Here is a 16,717-nt window from a genome sequence, read left to right as displayed (position 1 = left end):
TAAGATATTGGAGGACTGCTCCGGCTTCCGGTCACACCGCAGTCCAGCCGCCGTCATGGGCGATGACCTGGCCGGTGACGTAGCTCGACGCATCGCTGGCGAGATAGATGACCAGCCCGCGCAATTCCTTCGCGTCGCCGCGCCGGCCCATCGGGGTGCCGGCCATGATCGCCTGCTCAAAGCGCTCTTTATCCTGCGCGCTCCACTTGTCCTTGAAATGGTCGGCAAGCCTTGTGCCTGCACCCTGCCAGCCCGGCGCGATCGCGTTGGCGCGGATCTTGTCCCTGGCATATTCCGCTGCGATCTGTCTGGTCAGGCCGGAAAGGCCGGCTTTGGTCGCGGCATAGGCGGCGCCCGACACCGGGAAGCCCGGATAAAAACCGCCCAGCCCGATCAGGGAGGCGATGTTGATGATCGAGCCCGCGCCTGCCTCCAGCATCAGCGGGAGCACCGCGCGCGTCACCAGAAAGGGGCCGTGCAGGTTGACGTCGATGACCCGCCTCCAGTCCGCGGTGTCGACCTCATGCAGCCGCTTGGGATACGGCGCCACCCCGGCATTGTTGACCAGCACGTCGAGCTTGCCGTGCGAAGACTTCACCGCGCGGCCGAGATGGGCGATCTCCTCTTCGCGGGTGACATCGAATAAAATCCGCGAGGCCTTGCCGCCGCCGCTCTGGATGATCGAGACCGTCTCGGTCACCCAGCCCTTGTCGCGATCGGCGCAGATCACGTCGGCGCCGGCTTCCGCAAGTCCGATCGCCATCTCGCGGCCAAGGCCCGAACCGGCACCGGTGACCAGCGCCACTTTCCCGTCGAGCCTGAACAGCTCGACCGACATCACGCCGCCCTGGCGAGCTTGGCGCGCCGCAGGTCCGGCGGCATGGCTTCGTCGGCGAGCATGGCAAGCGCCTGATCGAGCGGCATCACCTGCTGGCCCTCCTTGCCGAGACGGCGGATCGAGACCGTGCGTTCGGCGGCTTCCTTCTTGCCGACCACCAGCAGCGCCGGGACTTTCGCAAGCGAATGCTCGCGCACCTTGTAATTGATTTTCTCGTTGCGCAGGTCGGTCGAAACCCGAAGTCCCATCGCGGTCGCCATGCGCGCCATCTCTGCGGCGTAGTCGTCGGCATCGGACACGATGGTGCAGATCACCGCCTGTTTCGGCGCGAGCCAGAGCGGCAGGTGGCCGGCATAATGCTCCAGCACCACACCGAGGAAGCGCTCCATCGAGCCGCAGATGGCGCGATGAATCATCACCGGAATCTGCTTCGATCCGTCGGGTGCGATATAGAAGGCCTCGAACCGTTCCGGCAGGTTGAAATCGACCTGCGTGGTGCCGCATTGCCAGTCTCGGCCGATGGCATCGCGCAGCACATATTCGAATTTCGGTCCGTAGAACGCGCCTTCGCCCGGATTGATCGCAGTTTTGATCTTGCCGTTCCCGCTCCTGACCTCGATCTGCTTCAGCACATCCTGCATGATGTTTTCGGCGTGATCCCAGGCCTCATCGGAGCCGACGCGCTGCTCGGGGCGGGTCGAGAGCTTCACCGTCATCTCGCCCTCGAAACCGAAATCGGCGTAAGTTGACAGGATCAGATCGTTGATCTTGAGGCATTCCTCCGCCATCTGCTCCGGCGTGCAGAACACATGGGCGTCGTCCTGGGTGAAGGCGCGCACCCGCATCAGTCCGTGCAGTGCGCCGGACGGCTCGTAGCGATGCACGATGCCGAATTCGGCGAGCCGCAGCGGCAACTCTCGATATGAGCGCAGGCCGTGCTTGAAGATCTGGATATGGCCGGGGCAGTTCATCGGCTTGATCGCGAAGACGCGCTCGTCGTCGGTGTGATCGCCCGCCGATTTCGCCATGAACATGTTTTCGCGGAACCAGCCCCAGTGGCCGGAGGTCTCCCACAGCGACTTGTCGAGCAATTGCGGCGCGTTCACCTCGGCGTAATCGCCCTTCAGGCGGCGGCGCATATAGGCGACGATTTCCTGGAACATGGTCCAGCCGGCCGGATGCCAGAACACCGTGCCGGGACCCTCTTCCTGGAAATGGAACAGATCCATCTCGCGGCCGAGCTTGCGGTGATCGCGTTTCTCGGCCTCTTCCATGCGGTGCAGGTAATCGTCCAGCTCTTCCTGTTTCGCGAAGGCGGTGCCGTAAATGCGCGACAGCATCTCGCGGTTTGAATCGCCGCGCCAATAGGCGCCCGCCACCTTCATCAGCTTGAAGGCATTGCCGATCTTGCCGGTCGAGGTCATGTGCGGGCCGCGGCACAGATCGAACCAGTCGCCCTGCTTGTAGATCTTGATCTGCTGGTCTTCCGGAATCGCATCGACCAGCTCGACCTTGAAGGTCTCGCCCATGTCGCGGAACACGCGCTTAGCCTCGTCGCGCGACCACACCTCCTTGGTGAACGGCTTGTCGCGCGCGATGATCTCGCGCATTTTCTTTTCGATGAGCGGCAGGTCTTCCGGGGTGAACGGCTGGTTGCGGAAGAAGTCGTAATAGAAACCGTTCTCGATCACCGGGCCGATGGTGACCTGGGTGCCGGGCCAGAGCGATTGCACAGCTTCCGCCAGAACATGCGCGCAATCGTGCCGGATCAGTTCCAGCGCGCGCGGGTCGTCGCGATTGATAAATTCGATCTTCGCGTCCCTGACGATCGGATCGGCGAGATCCATGACTTCGCCATCGAGCGCCATCGCAACGGTGCGCTTTGCGAGCGAGGGCGAGATGCTCTTGGCAATCTCGAGGCCGGAAATCCCTTGCGGAAATTCCCGGCGGGCGCCGTCGGGGAAGGAGAGGGTCACGGTGTGGGATGCGGGCGAGGCGCCCGCGATGCCGGCTTCGGCCATTTTGGTCTCCGGTTGCTCACTCCCGCGAACGAGCGCGGGTAAGCGATGTGAAGACCGGGATATAGCAGGCGAAGCGGGGAGGGCAATTGGTTTGCAGACACAGAGCTCTGCCCGGCCCCGTTGCTGGGCCGGCGCGGGCGCACGGCGCCTCGGTTCACATGTCTGTCCTCGGCCAGAGGCCATGGGCTCTCAGCCAAGCCCTTGGCCTCGGTCGCGATGGCGAGAACGCATGAGCAGCTGGTGAGGCGCCTGTTGAATCGGGCGGGATGGGCGCAAAGGACCACGGCGGATGGCGGCTTAGGGGGGACACGATCCCAATTCCGTTCGCGGGATTTTGCCGCATGGCGCTTGGCCGGGCCAATGCCAGATCACTGCGATATGCCGCGCTTCCGCCATGACTGGCTGTAAGCTCGGCCTGACCCGGATGTGCCGCGCATGATCGCCCGCCTGCTCCCCCTGTTTGTTGCCGCCTTGCTCCTGCCGCACCCGGCGCTTGCGCAGCCGGCCGCTCCGGGCGTCAAGCCGGGCACGCAGCAAGGCGCCAGGCCAAGCGCCAAGCCAAGCCCAAAGCCGAGCGCAAAGCCTTCAACGCGGTCCGCGCCAAATTCCGCGCCGAAATCGCGCAATGCCTTCAAGCACGAGCCGATGATCTTCTTCGTCGCCAAGGGCGGGCCGGATGCCTGCGGTCCGGGCTGCGACACCTGGATCGGCGCCGAAGGCACGTTCGATCCACAGGTCCATGAGCGCCTGAGCGCGTTCCTTAACGTCCCGGCGCATCGCAATCTGCCGATCTTCTTTCATTCGCCAGGCGGCGAATTGCAGCCCTCGATCGCAACCGGCAATGTGCTGCGCGAGCGGCGCATGACCGCGGGCATCGGCCAGACCATTCCCGACGGCTGCCGGGAGCGGCCGCGGGCGGATGCCGCCTGCCGCAAGCGCATGGCGTCGGGGCGCGTGCTGCCGGCGAGGCTCAAGGTCGAGAACGGCATCTGCGCCTCCGGATGCGGCTATGCGCTGATCGGGGCCTCGACCCGGCTGATCGGTCCCGGCGCCAAATTCGGGGTGCATGCCAGCCGGCTGGTCCCGCGGCCCGCGCCAGGCGGAGCGCGGGTCGATGTCAGCGCCGCCGCCAGCCGGGAGGCCGAGGGCCAGTCCTACGACCTGCTCAAGCAATATGTGGTCCTGGCTGGCGTCGATCCGGCGCTGATCGACGTGGCCCGCAAGACGCCCCATGACCGTGTGCATTGGCTGAGCCGCGACGAGCTGCAACGGCATGGCGTCATGCCGGGGCCGTCCTACGAGACGCCATGGCTGCGTATTCCGCTGCCGGACGCAAAATTCACGGTGGTGAAGTCGCTGACCCAGCTGTCCCGCGACGGGCGCGAGGAGCACCGGACCACGACCATCGGCATCGATTGTACGCCGGGCCAGCGTCCGTTCATCACCGTTCGGCGCGAGTTGCCGGCCTATGAGACGGGTGCTGAGCTGGCCCTGCGGATGTCGGCCGGGGAGGCCTTCAGTCTGACGTTCCACGAGGGTCGGCGGGCCGACGCGGCAACCGAATTGCGGGTGCAACCGGTGGCGACCGATGCGCTGGCCCGGGCGGCGTCGAGCGAGGCCATCGTGCTGCGCGAGGAGCGGGGCCCCTTCATCCGCGAAACCCGGCTGTCGACAAAAGGGCTCGCCGAAGCGCTGGGTGGCGGGCCGAAAGGCTGCGGCCGGTTCTGATCAAAAAAATTGGTCGGCGTTGGAACACTCGTGAACCTTCGGCGTTGTCGCCCGGCGCTCGCTGTAGAGGCGGCCGGGCCGGTTCAGCCTGGCCCACCGCCGGCGCCGCCGCTTGATCGCCGCCCGGACCCTGATGGACATAGCCCGACATTCTGCCATCCGGTCGCTGCGGCTCGCCATGCTGGCCGCGGTGGTGCTGCCGATCGTCCTGTTCGTGTTCCTGGCGGTGGCCAATTATCGCGACACCGCACATGTCGCAGACGAGCGGCTCGAGCGGACCGTCAATATCCTGCAGGAACATGCGCTCAAGGTGTTTGAGACCATCGAGCGCAGCATCTCCGAGACCAACGAGATCGTGCGCGGCATGTCGGATGCCGAGATTGTCGCCGACGAGGCGCACCTGCACGGCCGGCTCAACCGGCTGGTCCGGACGATGCCGCAATTCAAGTCGCTCTGGGTGTTCGGGCCCGACGGCAGCGCATTGGTGAATTCTCTCGCATTTCCGCAACCGCCGGGCCTCAACTTTGCCGACCGCGACTATTTCCGTGCGCATCTTGGATGGGACGAACAGCTATTCGTCGGGGAAGTGCTGCGGCCGCGCGATCCCTATCCGGGGGAGGACTTTTTCAGCGTCAGCCGGGCGCGTCCGCGGCCGGATGGCCGCTTTCGCGGCGTGATCCAGCTCTCGATCCGGCCGAGCTATTTCGAGCAATTCTTCGGCAAGCTGCAATCGGCCTATCCGGGCGGCTATGCCGCACTGGTGCGCGAGGACGGCGCGGTGCTGGCACGCCATCCCGCTTTCGGTCCCAATGCAGCGCGGCCGATGACCACGCCGGTCACCGGGCCGATGCGCGCCAGTCCGGGCGGCGGATTCCTGACCCGGGTGTCGGCCGCCGACGGCGTGGAGCGGCGCATCGCCTGGAAGAAATTGCCGGACCTTCCGGTTTATGTGATCGCGGGAACCGAAACGTCGGCGGTCCGCGCCGAATGGCTGCGCACCATCGCCGGCTATCTCCTGTTCGGGCTGCCGGTCACCGCGCTGCTGCTGGGCGCGATCTGGATTGCGCTGGAGCGGACCCGCCGTCTCTACCAGGAAGCGTCGCGGCGCGTCGCCGCCGAAGATGCGCTGCGTCAGGCCCAGCGGATGGAGGCGATCGGACAATTGACCGGCGGCGTCGCGCACGACTTCAACAACATTCTGATGATCGTGAAGGGCAATGTGCACCGGCTGCGCCGCGATCTCTCCGACCCGAAACTCTTGCGCAAGCTGGAGATGATCGACACCGCCTCGCAGCGCGGCGAAACGCTGGTGCGCCAGCTCCTGACCTTCTCGCGCAAGCAGAATCTCACGCCCGCGGTGATCGATCTGGCCGAGCGCGTGCGCGATATCCGCTCGCTTCTTGGTCCCTCGCTGCGCGGCGACATCGACATCCGCATCGACGTGCCCGCAACCATAGCGCCGGTGCGCGTCGACCAGAGCGAGCTTGAACTCGCCCTGCTCAATCTCGCGGTCAATGCCCGCGACGCCATGCCCAAGGGCGGGACGATCGAGATCACGGTGCGGCCGGTGCGGCTGCGCGGGGATGCAGCCCATGACAAGCTCGCCGGCGACTTCATCGCACTGTCGGTGTCCGATACCGGATGCGGTATTCCGCGCGAGATCGTCGGCCGGATTTTCGAGCCCTTCTTCACCACAAAGGATGTCGGAAAGGGCACGGGGCTCGGCCTCAGCCAGGTCTATGGCTTTGCCAAGCAAAGCGGCGGCACCGTGACGGTGTCGAGCAGTGTCGGGCAGGGCACGGTCTTCACGCTTTATCTGCCGCGCTCGCATGAGGCGCCGCAGCGTTCGGCCCCGCTGCGCATCGGAGACGACGCTCCGGTCGCGGCCGGTTCGGTTCTCGTCGTCGAGGACAATACCGAAGTTGCCGATATCGCAACCGCACTTCTCAACGAACTTGGTTATCAGGTGACGCGGGTCGCCAGCGCGCAGACCGCGCTCGACGTGCTGGCCAGCGGAGAGCGCTTCGATCTCGTCTTCTCCGACGTGGTGATGCCCGGCGGCATGAATGGCGTGGAACTCGCGCATCGCATCGGCAAGGACTATCCCGGTCTGCCGGTGGTGCTGACCACCGGCTATTACAATGCGGGCGACAAGCCTTTGCCGCGCGGCCTGCCGGTCGTTCGCAAGCCCTACGACATCGCCGAGCTGAAAAAGGCGGTCTCCGCGGCGACCGAGGCCGGGCAACCGTCCCGGCCGCGGCGCGTGGCGGCCGGATAACGCAAAGCGCGGTCACATCCGCGTCAGCGATCGATACCATGCTTCGCCGCTATGGCGTGGTGTGATAGGCGGACACCCGATGACCGCTCAGCAGCTCTGGCGCGACCGCCGCGGGCGCATCTCCGCCTTGCGGATTGCTGCGCTCCTTTTTCTGCTGGTGCCGGTGGCGCTCGCGGCCGATGCCTGGCTGTCGCACAAGCTCGCGCCGCGGCTGCTCAACGATCTCGTGCATCGCACGGGCTATTGGGCGCTGATCTTCATGCTGGTCGCGCTGGCGATCACGCCCCTGCGCCACACCGGACGATTTTCCGGTCTGATCGATATAAGGCGCATGATCGGTGTCGGCGCCTTCGTCTATGCGACGCTGCATATTTTGCTCTACATTGCCGACGAGCGCTTTGATCTCGTCAAGGTCGGCCTCGAAATCGTGAAGCGGCTTTATCTCACCATTGGCCTGATCGCGTGGCTCGGCCTGCTGGCGCTTGCCGTCACCTCGAACGATAGGATGGTGAAACGGCTTGGTGCGCTGCGCTGGCGGCGCGTCCACCAGGCGACCTATGTCGTGGCGCTCCTGTCGCTGGTGCATTTCTTCCAGCAGACCAAGGCGGACTTCACCTTGCCGGCGACCATCAGCGGCCTGTTCGGCTGGCTGATGGTTTATCGGGGCGTGGCGGCTTGGCGGGGGAAGGATCTGTCGACGCTGACGCTCCTTGTGATGACGCTGTTTGTCGCGCTCGCAACCTTCCTTGGCGAAGCGATCGGCATCGCGCTCTGGTACAAGGTGTCGCCGATGACAGTGCTGCGCACGGTGTTCGACGTCGATCTGGCGATCCGGCCGGGCTGGTACGTGCTCGGCGCCGGACTTGCGGTCTGTCTGCTCGACCTGGTGCGCTCGCGCTTTCCCGATGCACGCGGCCCCGCGAACGGTGCCGCCCGTCAGGTTCCGGCCAGTGGCGGCGTTTCGTTGGTCGAGCGCCAGCGCGCATAACGCCACGGCAGATACCAGCGCGCCTCACCCGGCTTTTCCGGCGGCACGAAATCGAGCCCCGAGGTTCCGTAAGGATGACAGCGGCACAGCCGCCCGAGCGTCATCCATCCACCCGCCCACAGGCCGTGCCGTTGCAGGGCTTCATCGCCGAATTCGGAACAGGTCGGCAGGTGCCGGCAGTGAAATCCGATCAATGGCGACAGCGTATAGCGGTACGCACGGATCAGCGCACGGCCGGCGCTGCGTGGTGCGTTGCGGACACACCGCACGAGATTCGATCCGGAGCCGGGTTCCAGGATTCTGCGATCGGGCATGGGCGTCATCGTCAATCGTCCCAGAAATCGCACGGAAAAGGAACTTCCGGCGAGGTTCCAACGCGACACCAGGACGACAAATTTACCTCGCAGTGCAGCACTCTCTTCTGGACGCGAATCCGGGTCGCATATTAAAAATTACATCAGGGTGACGGGCGGTCCTGCTTCACCGGCGGAGAACACGCCGGGGCCATAACGGTACGGGGCGGCCGGGTAACCGGGGGAGTTTCATGAAGCTGCGCCAGTTGGGTGCGGTGGCACTGGGATGCCTTTTCGTTTCGTTTGCCGCACCGGTCGCCGAAAGTGATCCGGCCCGTTCGGCACCGATGCGGTTTACGCTGCATCAGGAAACCGGCAATTGTGGCGCAGCGTGCCGGACCTTCATCGCTGCGACCGGGATGATCCGGGCCGACACGGTCCGCGACTTCGAACTGTTCGCCGCCAGACATCCCCTGCGCGGCGCCACCATCGTTCTGAATTCCGAGGGCGGATCCGTGCATGGCGCGATCGCGCTTGGCCGCGCCATCCGCAAACTCGAGATGACCACCACGGTTGGGCGCGCTGTTCCGGTCAGGGGAGCTGCGGATTCGCGCGCGGCCACCATTGTGTCCCGCGCCGATTGTGAATCGATGTGCGCCTTCCTCCTGCTGGCGGGTACCAAGCGGATCGTACCGGCCGAGGCGCGGGTGCGCGTCCATCAGATCTGGCTCGGCGACCGCAGGGACGACGCCGCCGCCGCCAGCTACAGCGCCGAAGATCTTGTGCTGGTGCAGCGCGATATCGGCAAGCTCGCCCAATACACCATCGAAATGGGCGGCAGTGTCGAGTTGCTGGAATTGTCGCTTCGCATACCGCCCTGGGAGCCGATGCGCGTGCTCACGCGCGACGAGATGCGGCGGATGAATGTCGACAATTCCGACGTCACCGACGCGCGCGCCTTGCCGCAGCAGCCTCCGGCAGACGCCACCTCTGCGCCGCTGCCGGTCAAGCGCATCAGCTTTGACGCGCCGCGCGATCGCGGATGGGTCATGGCCGAACGCACGGACGGGACCGTCCTCACGCGCCGGCATCCTTTGACTGTCGAAGGCGAGCACCGCGGCACCATCGAACTCAGCTTTGCGTGCGGCGAAAAGAGCGGCGAATTCGACTTGCTCTACAAGGAAACCCGGCGCGGCACCGACGGCGCCGTGACCGGGCCGCAGCGCAGCGTCGCGTTGCGGTTGTTGAACACCATCGTGCCGCTGAAGCCTGCCGGGATGCGGCCTGCGGACAGCCCGGCCGAGACGACGTTTTCGGCAGGCGGAATCGTGACAGCCGACATGCTCAAGAGTTTTGCGCAATCGGCCATGCGCTCGATCGTGATCGAAACCGTATCGGGCGAGAGCGATGTTGCCGTGATCCGTATTGGCAATGCCGGCGCCGCCGCGAGCCTGGCGCCGTTCCTGTCAAGCTGCACGCAGCGGCCCGGCCGGGCCGAGCACGCGGGATTGCAGGCCGGCGCGCGGTGACCGCCGGCTGCTTGCGGCTATGCCGGCTGACGCAGGCTATTCGGCAGCTTCCACCGCGGCGGCGCGCTTTTTCTCGATCTGCTCGATCGCCGACACCACGGCATCGAAGGTCAGCATGGTCGAGGCGTGGCGCGCCTTGTAGTCGCGCACCGGTTCCAGCACTGCGATATCGGCCCATTTGCCGTCCGGCGGGGCGCCGTTTTCCTTGAGCATGCGGCGGACCGACTCGCGCAGGGCGCGCAATTCCCCGGCATCCGCGCCGATCACATTGCGGGCCATGATCGAGGAGGAGGCCTGGCCAAGCGCGCAGGCCTTCACGTCATGGGCGAAGTCGACCACGGTGTCGCCGTCCATTTTCAAGTCCACGGTGACCGTGGACCCGCACAATTTGGAATGGGCGGTGGCGCTGCCATGCGCGTCCGGCAGGCGTCCGATCCGGGGAATCGAGCCTGCCAGCTCCAGAATCCGGGTATTATAAACGTCGTTGAGCATGAACGGAGCCGATGGTTCGGATCGGGAAAGCGTATTTGTCTTGGTCGGGCAACCGACTATATAGGGCGTCGGGAATGCGGCGTCCAAGCCCGGGAGGAGACGGGCGGCGCGGCCGGCCCGGCGACATCCCGGCTTGAAGCGCCCCCGGCGCGCGCCGGTCGAACGGAGAGACCATGGACGCAATCGTGAAGCCCTGGCCGAAGCATCCCTCGGCGCCTTCCCAGCCGCTCTCCGACCTTGGGCGCGCCGAGCCCTCCGCCAACCGTCCGAGCCGCGAGCAGGCGGAGGAAGCGGTCCGTATCCTGATCGCCTATGCCGGCGACGATCCGGCCCGCGAGGGCGTGCTGGAGACGCCCAAGCGCGTGGTCGACGCCTATGACGAGATGTTCCGCGGCTATTTCGAATCCGCGGCCGACGTGCTCGACAAGACCTTCGCCGAAGGCGCGGCCTATGACGATTTCGTGCTGGTGCGCGACATCACCTTCAATTCGCATTGCGAACACCACATCATGCCGTTCTTCGGCAAGGTGCATGTGGCCTATCGCCCGGTCGACCGGGTGGTCGGGCTGTCGAAGCTGGCGCGGCTCGTCGATGTCTATGCGCATCGCCTGCAGACCCAGGAGCATATGAACGCGCAGATCGTGGCCGCGATCGAGGAAATCCTCAAACCCAAGGGCGTCGCGGTGATGATCGAGGCCGAGCACATGTGCATGTCGATCCGCGGCGTGACCAAGCCCGGCGCGCTGACCGTGACCACGCAGTTCCGCGGCACATTCCGCGACGATCCGAACGAGCAGGTGCGTTTCCTCACCGCGATCCGTTCGGGCCAGCGTTAGTCGAAAAGGCGCAACGCCAAATCCCGGTCATTCCCGCGAAAGCGGGAATCCCGTTACAGTCTATCCACGTGGCGCAACCTGCGCTCGATCCCCGCCCTCGCGGCGACGAGCGCGACATTTTTCTTGGCCAGCCGATGACGACCGACAAAACCGGACTTGAGGAGGGCCTTGAACTCTCCCCCACATTCGACGCCGCGGGCCTCGTCACCGCGGTTGCGACCGATGCCGCGACCGGCGAATTGCTGATGGTCGCGCACATGAATGACGAGGCGCTGGCGAAGACCATCGCCTCGGGCGAGGCGCATTATTACAGCCGCTCGCGCCGCAAGCTTTGGCGCAAGGGGGAAGAGTCAGGTCACACCCAGCGCGTGGTCGAAATCCGGGTCGATTGCGATCAGGACGCCGTGTGGCTCCGGGTGGAGCAGACGGGGCCGGGTGCCTGCCATACCGGGCGGCGCTCGTGCTTCTACCGTGCGGTGCCGCTCGGCCAGAGCGGGGAGGTGCGGCTGGAATTCCGCGACGCCGACAGGGCGTTCGATCCGAAGGCGGCCTACAGCAAGTAGCGCGTCACGATTTCACCCGCCCGAGCAGGATGTTCGCCCGCATCAGATGCGGGCGGTCGTACATCTTGCCGCCGATGCCGACGACTCCTGCGCCAGGCTGGGCCTCGAAAGCGGCCACGATGCTCCGCGCATGGGCGATGGCGTCGGGCGACGGCGTGAACACCTCGTTGATGACCGCGACCTGCGCCGGATGGATCGCCATCTTGGCGGTGAACCCGTCGCGGCGCGCCTCCTCGCATTCGCGGCGCAGCCCCGCATCGTTCCGGAAATCGACATAGACGGTGTCGATCGCGGGCACGCCTGCGGCAGCGGCGCCTGCGAGGCAGAGCGCGCGGGCGAGGCGGTAGGGATCGAGAAAGCGGCCGCTCTCGTCGCGATTGGCCTCGGCGCCGAGTTCGGCCGAAAGATCCTCCGCACCCCAGGTGAGCGCGGCAAGGCGGGAACTCGAACCGGCATAGGTGCCGGTGGTGAAAAGAGAGGCCGCAGTCTCGGTCGCAAGCGCCACAATTGCGATCTCGCTATCCGGCAATCCGGCGAGCGCTTCGCGCGCGTCGAGCTTGGCGTGCAGATGCGTCACCGAGACGCCACCGGCGGCCTTCGGCAGCATGATCGCGTCGGGCCTGCCGGGTACGATGGCGTCGAGGTCGTCGTCCGTCAGCCCGGTATCGAGCGCATTGACGCGGACCAGCAGCTTCTGCGCGCCGCGCTTTGCGCTTTGCAGGAACGCGCGTGCGATGTCGCGCGCCGCAGGCTTGCGGTCCGCCGCGACCGAATCCTCCAGATCGACGATCAGCGCGTCGGCGCCGCTCGACACTCCATTCTCGAGCTTCTTCTCGGAATCGCCAGGGACGAAAAGGAGCGAGCGCATGATTCTTGTTCTCCGTCATTCCGGGCGACCGAGCGAAGCGCGGGAGGCCCGGAATCCATACTGCCTGTGGTGGGCATGGATTCCGGGTTCGCCTGCCTTCGGCAAGCGCCCCGGAATGACACCTCACACCGGCCGCTTCTTGATGAAAGCCTGGCGCTTGCACTCGGCGACCAGCTTGCCGTCCTGGTTGAAGCAGCGGTGGTGCAGTTCGACGATGCCGGCATTGGGCCGCGATTTGGATTCGCGCTTGCCGATAATTTCGGTCGAGGAATGCAGGGTGTCGTTCTCGAAAACCGGATGCGGGAAGCGGGTCTCCTGCATGCCGAGATTGGCGATGGTGGTACCGGTGGAGATGTCGGAGACCGACATGCCGATCATCAGCCCGAGCGTGAACAGGGAATTCATCAGCGGCTGGCCCCATTCGGTCTCGGTGGCGCAGAAATGCCGGTCGATATGCAGGGGCTGCGGATTGAGCGTCATGTTGGAGAACAGCATGTTGTCCATCTGCGTGACGGTCCGGTAATAGCGGTGCTCGTAGGTCCGGCCGACCTCGAAATCCTCGAAGTAAAGTCCGCCGCGCGGATGACGCTGTGGCTCATTCATTGACACTTCCTCCAACCTCGCCGGCCGCGACGCGGCGGTTCCCATTAAGAGTCCGTTTACCATAATTCGTCACAGTCGCGACGGTCCGGAACAGGCAGGCGCAGCCGAGAGACCGGAAAGGAAACGCAGCAGCATGGCGGGCGAAGCCATTACCGCGGCGGGAGCGACAGGGGCGTCAGGGGCAACGTCGGTCACCGCAGCGATCCGCAAGGCGTCGGAGGTCACCGGCGCGAGCTTCGGCTATCTGCTGGCCACCGCCAAGGTTGAGTCGAACCTCAATCCGAACGCCGCGGCCAAGACCTCATCGGCCGGCGGCCTGTTCCAGTTCATCGACCGTACCTGGCTCGGCACCCTGAAGGAGGCCGGGCCGCTGCTGGGCTATTCGCGCTATGCCGACGCCATCACGCGGACCGGCGACGGACGCTATGTCGTCTCCGACCCGGCGATGCGCCGCGAGATCATGGCGCTGCGACAGGATCCGACCGCCAACGCGCTGATGGCTGGCGTCTTCACCAATTCCAACGCCAGGCACCTGACCAACAAGCTCGGCCGCGCGCCGAGCGACGGCGAATTATACATGGCGCACTTCATGGGTGCGACCGGCGCGGCGCGGTTGATCACGGCGGCAGAGAATAATCCGGGCGCGGTTGCCGCGCATTCGTTCCCTGCGGCGGCCAAGGCCAACCGCTCGATCTTCTTCGACAAGTCCGGGCGCGCGCGCAACTTTGCCGAGGTCACGCGCAACCTCTCGGGCCGTTACGATGTCGCGGCATCGCGGGTCGCACGTATCAATATAGCGGACGCAGCACCCAGTGCGGCCTTTGTCGGGGAAACCGCGCGGGTGGCGCGCGCCTATCAGGTCGTCGATACCGCGAGCCGTGCGACCGCGGTGCAGAGCGTCGCCCTGAACCAGCCCGCAGGCTATGCCCAGCCGGCAGCGGTCCCGCCGGCCGCCCCGCACGCCGTGGCGCAACGCCCGGTGCCCGGAGAGCGGACCTTCCACAATCCTTATCGGGCAGCGGGCCGCCAGCCGGTCTCGTCTGCCGTCGCCGAACTCTGGGCGCCGCAAAGCCGCACCCGCACCGTGCAGCAGGAGCAGGCACGTCATATCGCCGCCGATCTGCAGCGGCGGGCGCGCCCGCAGCCAGCCGAAGAGGCGGCGCAGAACGCGCGCAGCGCGCAGACCGCGCAGGCGGTCTCGGTCGCACAGGCCGTGCCGGCGGCCCAGGCCGCAGAGCCCGGCGCCGGCAGTCTTGGTCTCTTCCAGGATATGAGGCCCGACGTGCGCTCGCTGTTCACCCACGGCGTGCGGGGCTAGCGGCAGCCGGCGGGCCGTCCGTCACACACATCTGCGGCGAGTTCCTCGCGCGTTAAAACTCCAGCAATAATCGCAAAGATTTATGGTGAACCCTTTGTTAAGGGCCGCGCGGTACGATTGTGATCAAGCCGGCGGGGACGTCGTCGTGTCAGCGTTTTGAGCCAGAGATGATCGTCAGACAGTTTCTCTTTTGGTTGCGTAGTGCCCCCGCCGGCGAACGAGCCGAGGCGACCGGCGCACTGGCCCGCGCCTATCTCTACGCCGATCTCTCCGACGACGATCTCGCCGCCGCCGAAGGCGCGATGACCATGCTGCTCGACGATCCGTCGCCGCTGGTTCGGAGCGCGCTCGCCGAGGTGCTGGCGCCGAGCGAATATGCGCCCGCTTCTGTCATCTATGCCCTCGCGGCGGATCAGCCCGAAATCGCGTCGATGGTGCTGGAGCGTTCGCCGCTCCTGGTCGATGCCGATCTGGTCGATGCGGTGGCGACCCAGGGCAAGCAGGCGCAATGCGCGATTGCGCGGCGCGCGCTTCTGCCGCGCTCTGTGTCCGCCGCGATCGCCGAAGTCGGCACCGCCGAGGCCTGTCTCGAACTTCTGGAGAATCAGGACGCCGAAATCGCATCCTTCTCGATCGACCGTATCGTCGAACGGTTCGGACATCTGGCGCCGATCCGCGAGGTTTTGCTGGCGGGCGAGGGTCTGTCGGTCGCGACGCGTCAGGCGCTGGTCGCCAAACTGTCGGAGACGCTCGCCAGTTTTGTCGTTGCCCGCGACTGGCTGAGTGAGGACCGCGCGCGCCGCGTTGTCAAGGAAGCCTGCGAAAAGGCGACGGTTGCGCTTGCCGCGCAGACCGCGACCGAGGAAGTCCGGCCGCTGATCCGGCATCTGCGCGAAAGCGGACAGCTCACCGCCGGTCTGGTCCTGCGCGCGCTCCTGTCTGGTAACGTGACGATGTTCGAGGAAGCACTGGCCGATCTGTCCGGCGTGCCGCTGTCGCGGGTGTCGCGGCTGGTGCATGACGGGCGCAGCGCCGGGTTTCGCGCGCTCTACGACAAGGCCGGTCTTCCGGCGAGCGCCTATCCGGCTTTCCGCGAAGCGATCGCGACCATGCAGGAGGACGGCTTCCTCGGCGATATTGCGGGTTCGGCGCGGCTCAAGCGGCGGATGATCGAACGCGTCCTGACGCGTTGCGCCGGTACGGATGCGGCCGAGATCGCGCCGCTTTTGATGCTGCTGCGGCGGTTTGCCACCGAAGCCGCGCGCGAGGAGGCGCGGATGTTCTGCGAGGATCTGGTGGAGGGCGCGCTGCCGGAGCCGGAGCGGCGGATGATCGCGGCCTGACGGCAGCGTGTTTCGTGCGGACGCTCGCCTGCGGGCCGCTCAGCGAAGCCGCGTGCGCGGTGGCTTCGCGCTTTCCTGCAACGCTGCCCTCAGATCGGTCGGCTTGCCGTGTTTCTTCAGCAGGTCGCGGACCGCCTCGTCGATCAATTCCTGCAGCGTGGTGGCGCGGTCCTCGGCAAGCTCGGTCAGCGCGCGCAGATCCTCGCCGTGAAACGCAATCAGCTTGCGCGGCATTTATCGCTCGGTCCGGGGATGATGGGAATGCAGGAACACTGCGAGCTGTTCGCGTAACGATTCGTCGCGCTCGGAGTGATGGCCGGCGATCACCGCGTCCTCAAACAGCCGCTGCTGCACCTCTTGCGGCAGTTCTCCCCAGCACTTGATCACCGCCTGACCGAGCGCAAGCGCGTAGCGCTCCTCGCCGTTGCCTTGCATGGGTCCCTCCTGTGCCGTTCGCCAAAGAACGCACCGTGGCCGCAGCTTGTTCCGGCCGACCCCAAGGCCCCGCGCGCTTTCAAAGCAGACCGTCGAGATAATCCGGCCGGCCTCTATTCTCGTGCACCAGAAACTCGTCGGAGACCTGGCGCAATTTGCGCGACAGGGCGGTGGCCACATCGTGGATGTCGGGCCGGGCATATTCGCGCACGATGGCGCGGATCGCATCGACATGCTGGTCGATCAGCGAAACCGGGATCCGGTTGCGGTCGGGGGTATGTTCAAGCACCCGGCACAGGCTTTCGGCGGCCGCTGCGGCGAGCGGATATCCAAAGGTCGCCGCGCCGCCCTTGATGTCATGGGCGGCGCGAAACAGCAGGTCGAGATTGGATTTCGTCAGGCCGGCATTTTTGACGCGGTGGCGCGCCTCGTCGAGCCGTTCGCATTCCGCCGTCATCCAGCCGCCGAATTCCCCGGACAATTGTTCGAGCGCGGCCTCGGCGCGCGTCAGCGGATCGGGGGGGGTGGGGGGGGGGGGGGGGTTTGGTGTTGTTCCCTCCCGTCGTAGTTGCCGGAGCTCGTGT

The 16,717-nt window shown here is 65.8% G+C and carries 17 protein-coding genes; 8 read left to right on the top strand and 9 right to left on the bottom strand.

Annotated elements, in window-relative coordinates:
• Positions 1-31 precede the first annotated feature (31 nt).
• Positions 32-838 carry an SDR family NAD(P)-dependent oxidoreductase gene (locus ACK41X_RS12990; RefSeq protein WP_409723737.1) on the bottom strand — a complete coding sequence of 269 codons (807 nt, stop codon included), beginning with the start codon at positions 836-838 and terminating at the stop codon, positions 32-34.
• Positions 838-2,859: a threonine--tRNA ligase gene (thrS, locus tag ACK41X_RS12985; RefSeq protein ID WP_409723735.1), complete on the bottom strand. Its 2,022-nt coding sequence runs from the start codon at positions 2,857-2,859 to the stop codon at positions 838-840. The genes ACK41X_RS12990 and thrS overlap by 1 nt, the downstream gene beginning before the upstream one ends.
• A 435-nt stretch (positions 2,860-3,294) precedes the next feature.
• Here thrS and ACK41X_RS12980 point away from each other — a divergent pair, with 435 nt between their 5' ends.
• From ACK41X_RS12980 to ACK41X_RS12970, 3 genes are all read left to right on the top strand, one after another.
• On the top strand, positions 3,295-4,587 hold the full coding sequence (locus ACK41X_RS12980) for a hypothetical protein (RefSeq protein WP_409723733.1): 1,293 nt from the start codon (positions 3,295-3,297) through the stop codon (positions 4,585-4,587).
• Positions 4,588-4,720: 133 nt separating this feature from the next.
• Entirely contained in the window at positions 4,721-6,865 is a 2,145-nt protein-coding gene (locus tag ACK41X_RS12975; RefSeq protein WP_409723730.1) for an ATP-binding protein, read from the top strand.
• Between the two features lie 79 nt (positions 6,866-6,944).
• Positions 6,945-7,853, top strand: a complete 909-nt coding sequence (locus ACK41X_RS12970) for a sulfite oxidase heme-binding subunit YedZ (protein WP_409723728.1) — start codon at positions 6,945-6,947, stop codon at positions 7,851-7,853.
• On the opposite strand, the gene yidD is transcribed toward ACK41X_RS12970, so the two are convergent.
• Positions 7,802-8,167: a membrane protein insertion efficiency factor YidD gene (gene yidD / locus ACK41X_RS12965; protein ID WP_409723726.1), complete on the bottom strand. Its 366-nt coding sequence runs from the start codon at positions 8,165-8,167 to the stop codon at positions 7,802-7,804. The two genes, ACK41X_RS12970 and yidD, sit on opposite strands and share 52 nt — an antisense overlap.
• 230 nt (positions 8,168-8,397) lie before the next feature.
• Between yidD and ACK41X_RS12960 the strand changes: the two genes are divergently transcribed.
• The gene (locus ACK41X_RS12960; RefSeq protein ID WP_409723724.1) at positions 8,398-9,675 is read left to right on the top strand and encodes a hypothetical protein; all 1,278 of its coding nucleotides are present in this window, start codon (positions 8,398-8,400) and stop codon (positions 9,673-9,675) included.
• Between the two features lie 36 nt (positions 9,676-9,711).
• On the opposite strand, the gene ACK41X_RS12955 is transcribed toward ACK41X_RS12960, so the two are convergent.
• Positions 9,712-10,167, bottom strand: coding sequence for an iron-sulfur cluster assembly scaffold protein (locus ACK41X_RS12955; RefSeq protein WP_409723722.1), 456 nt, complete (start codon positions 10,165-10,167; stop codon positions 9,712-9,714).
• 173 nt (positions 10,168-10,340) lie between these two features.
• On the opposite strand from ACK41X_RS12955, the gene folE reads away from it, so the two are divergent.
• Together folE and hisI are read left to right on the top strand one after the other, a co-directional pair.
• Positions 10,341-11,003: a GTP cyclohydrolase I FolE gene (gene folE, locus ACK41X_RS12950; protein WP_409723720.1), complete on the top strand. Its 663-nt coding sequence runs from the start codon at positions 10,341-10,343 to the stop codon at positions 11,001-11,003.
• 134 nt (positions 11,004-11,137) lie between these two features.
• Complete coding sequence (gene hisI / locus ACK41X_RS12945; RefSeq protein WP_409723718.1) at positions 11,138-11,566, top strand: phosphoribosyl-AMP cyclohydrolase; 429 nt, start codon at positions 11,138-11,140, stop codon at positions 11,564-11,566.
• Positions 11,567-11,570: 4 nt separating this feature from the next.
• Here the strand turns inward: hisI and ACK41X_RS12940 are convergent, their stop codons facing one another.
• The gene (locus ACK41X_RS12940; protein WP_409723716.1) at positions 11,571-12,434 is read right to left on the bottom strand and encodes an HpcH/HpaI aldolase/citrate lyase family protein; all 864 of its coding nucleotides are present in this window, start codon (positions 12,432-12,434) and stop codon (positions 11,571-11,573) included.
• A gap of 123 nt (positions 12,435-12,557) precedes the next feature.
• Complete coding sequence (locus ACK41X_RS12935) at positions 12,558-13,037, bottom strand: MaoC family dehydratase (protein ID WP_409723714.1); 480 nt, start codon at positions 13,035-13,037, stop codon at positions 12,558-12,560.
• A 133-nt stretch (positions 13,038-13,170) separates the two neighbouring features.
• Between ACK41X_RS12935 and ACK41X_RS12930 the strand changes: the two genes are divergently transcribed.
• Both ACK41X_RS12930 and ACK41X_RS12925 read left to right on the top strand, forming a co-directional pair.
• Positions 13,171-14,355, top strand: coding sequence for a lytic transglycosylase domain-containing protein (locus tag ACK41X_RS12930; RefSeq protein WP_409723712.1), 1,185 nt, complete (start codon positions 13,171-13,173; stop codon positions 14,353-14,355).
• A gap of 167 nt (positions 14,356-14,522) precedes the next feature.
• Positions 14,523-15,698, top strand: coding sequence for a DUF2336 domain-containing protein (locus ACK41X_RS12925; protein WP_409723710.1), 1,176 nt, complete (start codon positions 14,523-14,525; stop codon positions 15,696-15,698).
• 39 nt (positions 15,699-15,737) lie between these two features.
• Here the strand turns inward: ACK41X_RS12925 and ACK41X_RS12920 are convergent, their stop codons facing one another.
• The 3 genes from ACK41X_RS12920 to ACK41X_RS12910 form a co-directional block, all read right to left on the bottom strand.
• Positions 15,738-15,932, bottom strand: a complete 195-nt coding sequence (locus tag ACK41X_RS12920; protein WP_409723708.1) for a ribbon-helix-helix domain-containing protein — start codon at positions 15,930-15,932, stop codon at positions 15,738-15,740.
• Complete coding sequence (locus tag ACK41X_RS12915) at positions 15,933-16,133, bottom strand: hypothetical protein (RefSeq protein ID WP_409723706.1); 201 nt, start codon at positions 16,131-16,133, stop codon at positions 15,933-15,935.
• A 79-nt stretch (positions 16,134-16,212) separates the two neighbouring features.
• Positions 16,213-16,717, bottom strand: a 505-nt coding sequence (locus ACK41X_RS12910) for an Hpt domain-containing protein (RefSeq protein ID WP_409723704.1), incomplete at its 5' end; no start/stop codon positions are given.

This window comes from Pseudorhodoplanes sp. (genome assembly GCF_046289595.1).
Lineage (GTDB): Bacteria > Pseudomonadota > Alphaproteobacteria > Rhizobiales > Xanthobacteraceae > Pseudorhodoplanes.
The sequence above is the reverse complement of the archived record's forward strand: the minus strand, read 5'-3'. Positions and strand labels throughout refer to the sequence as shown.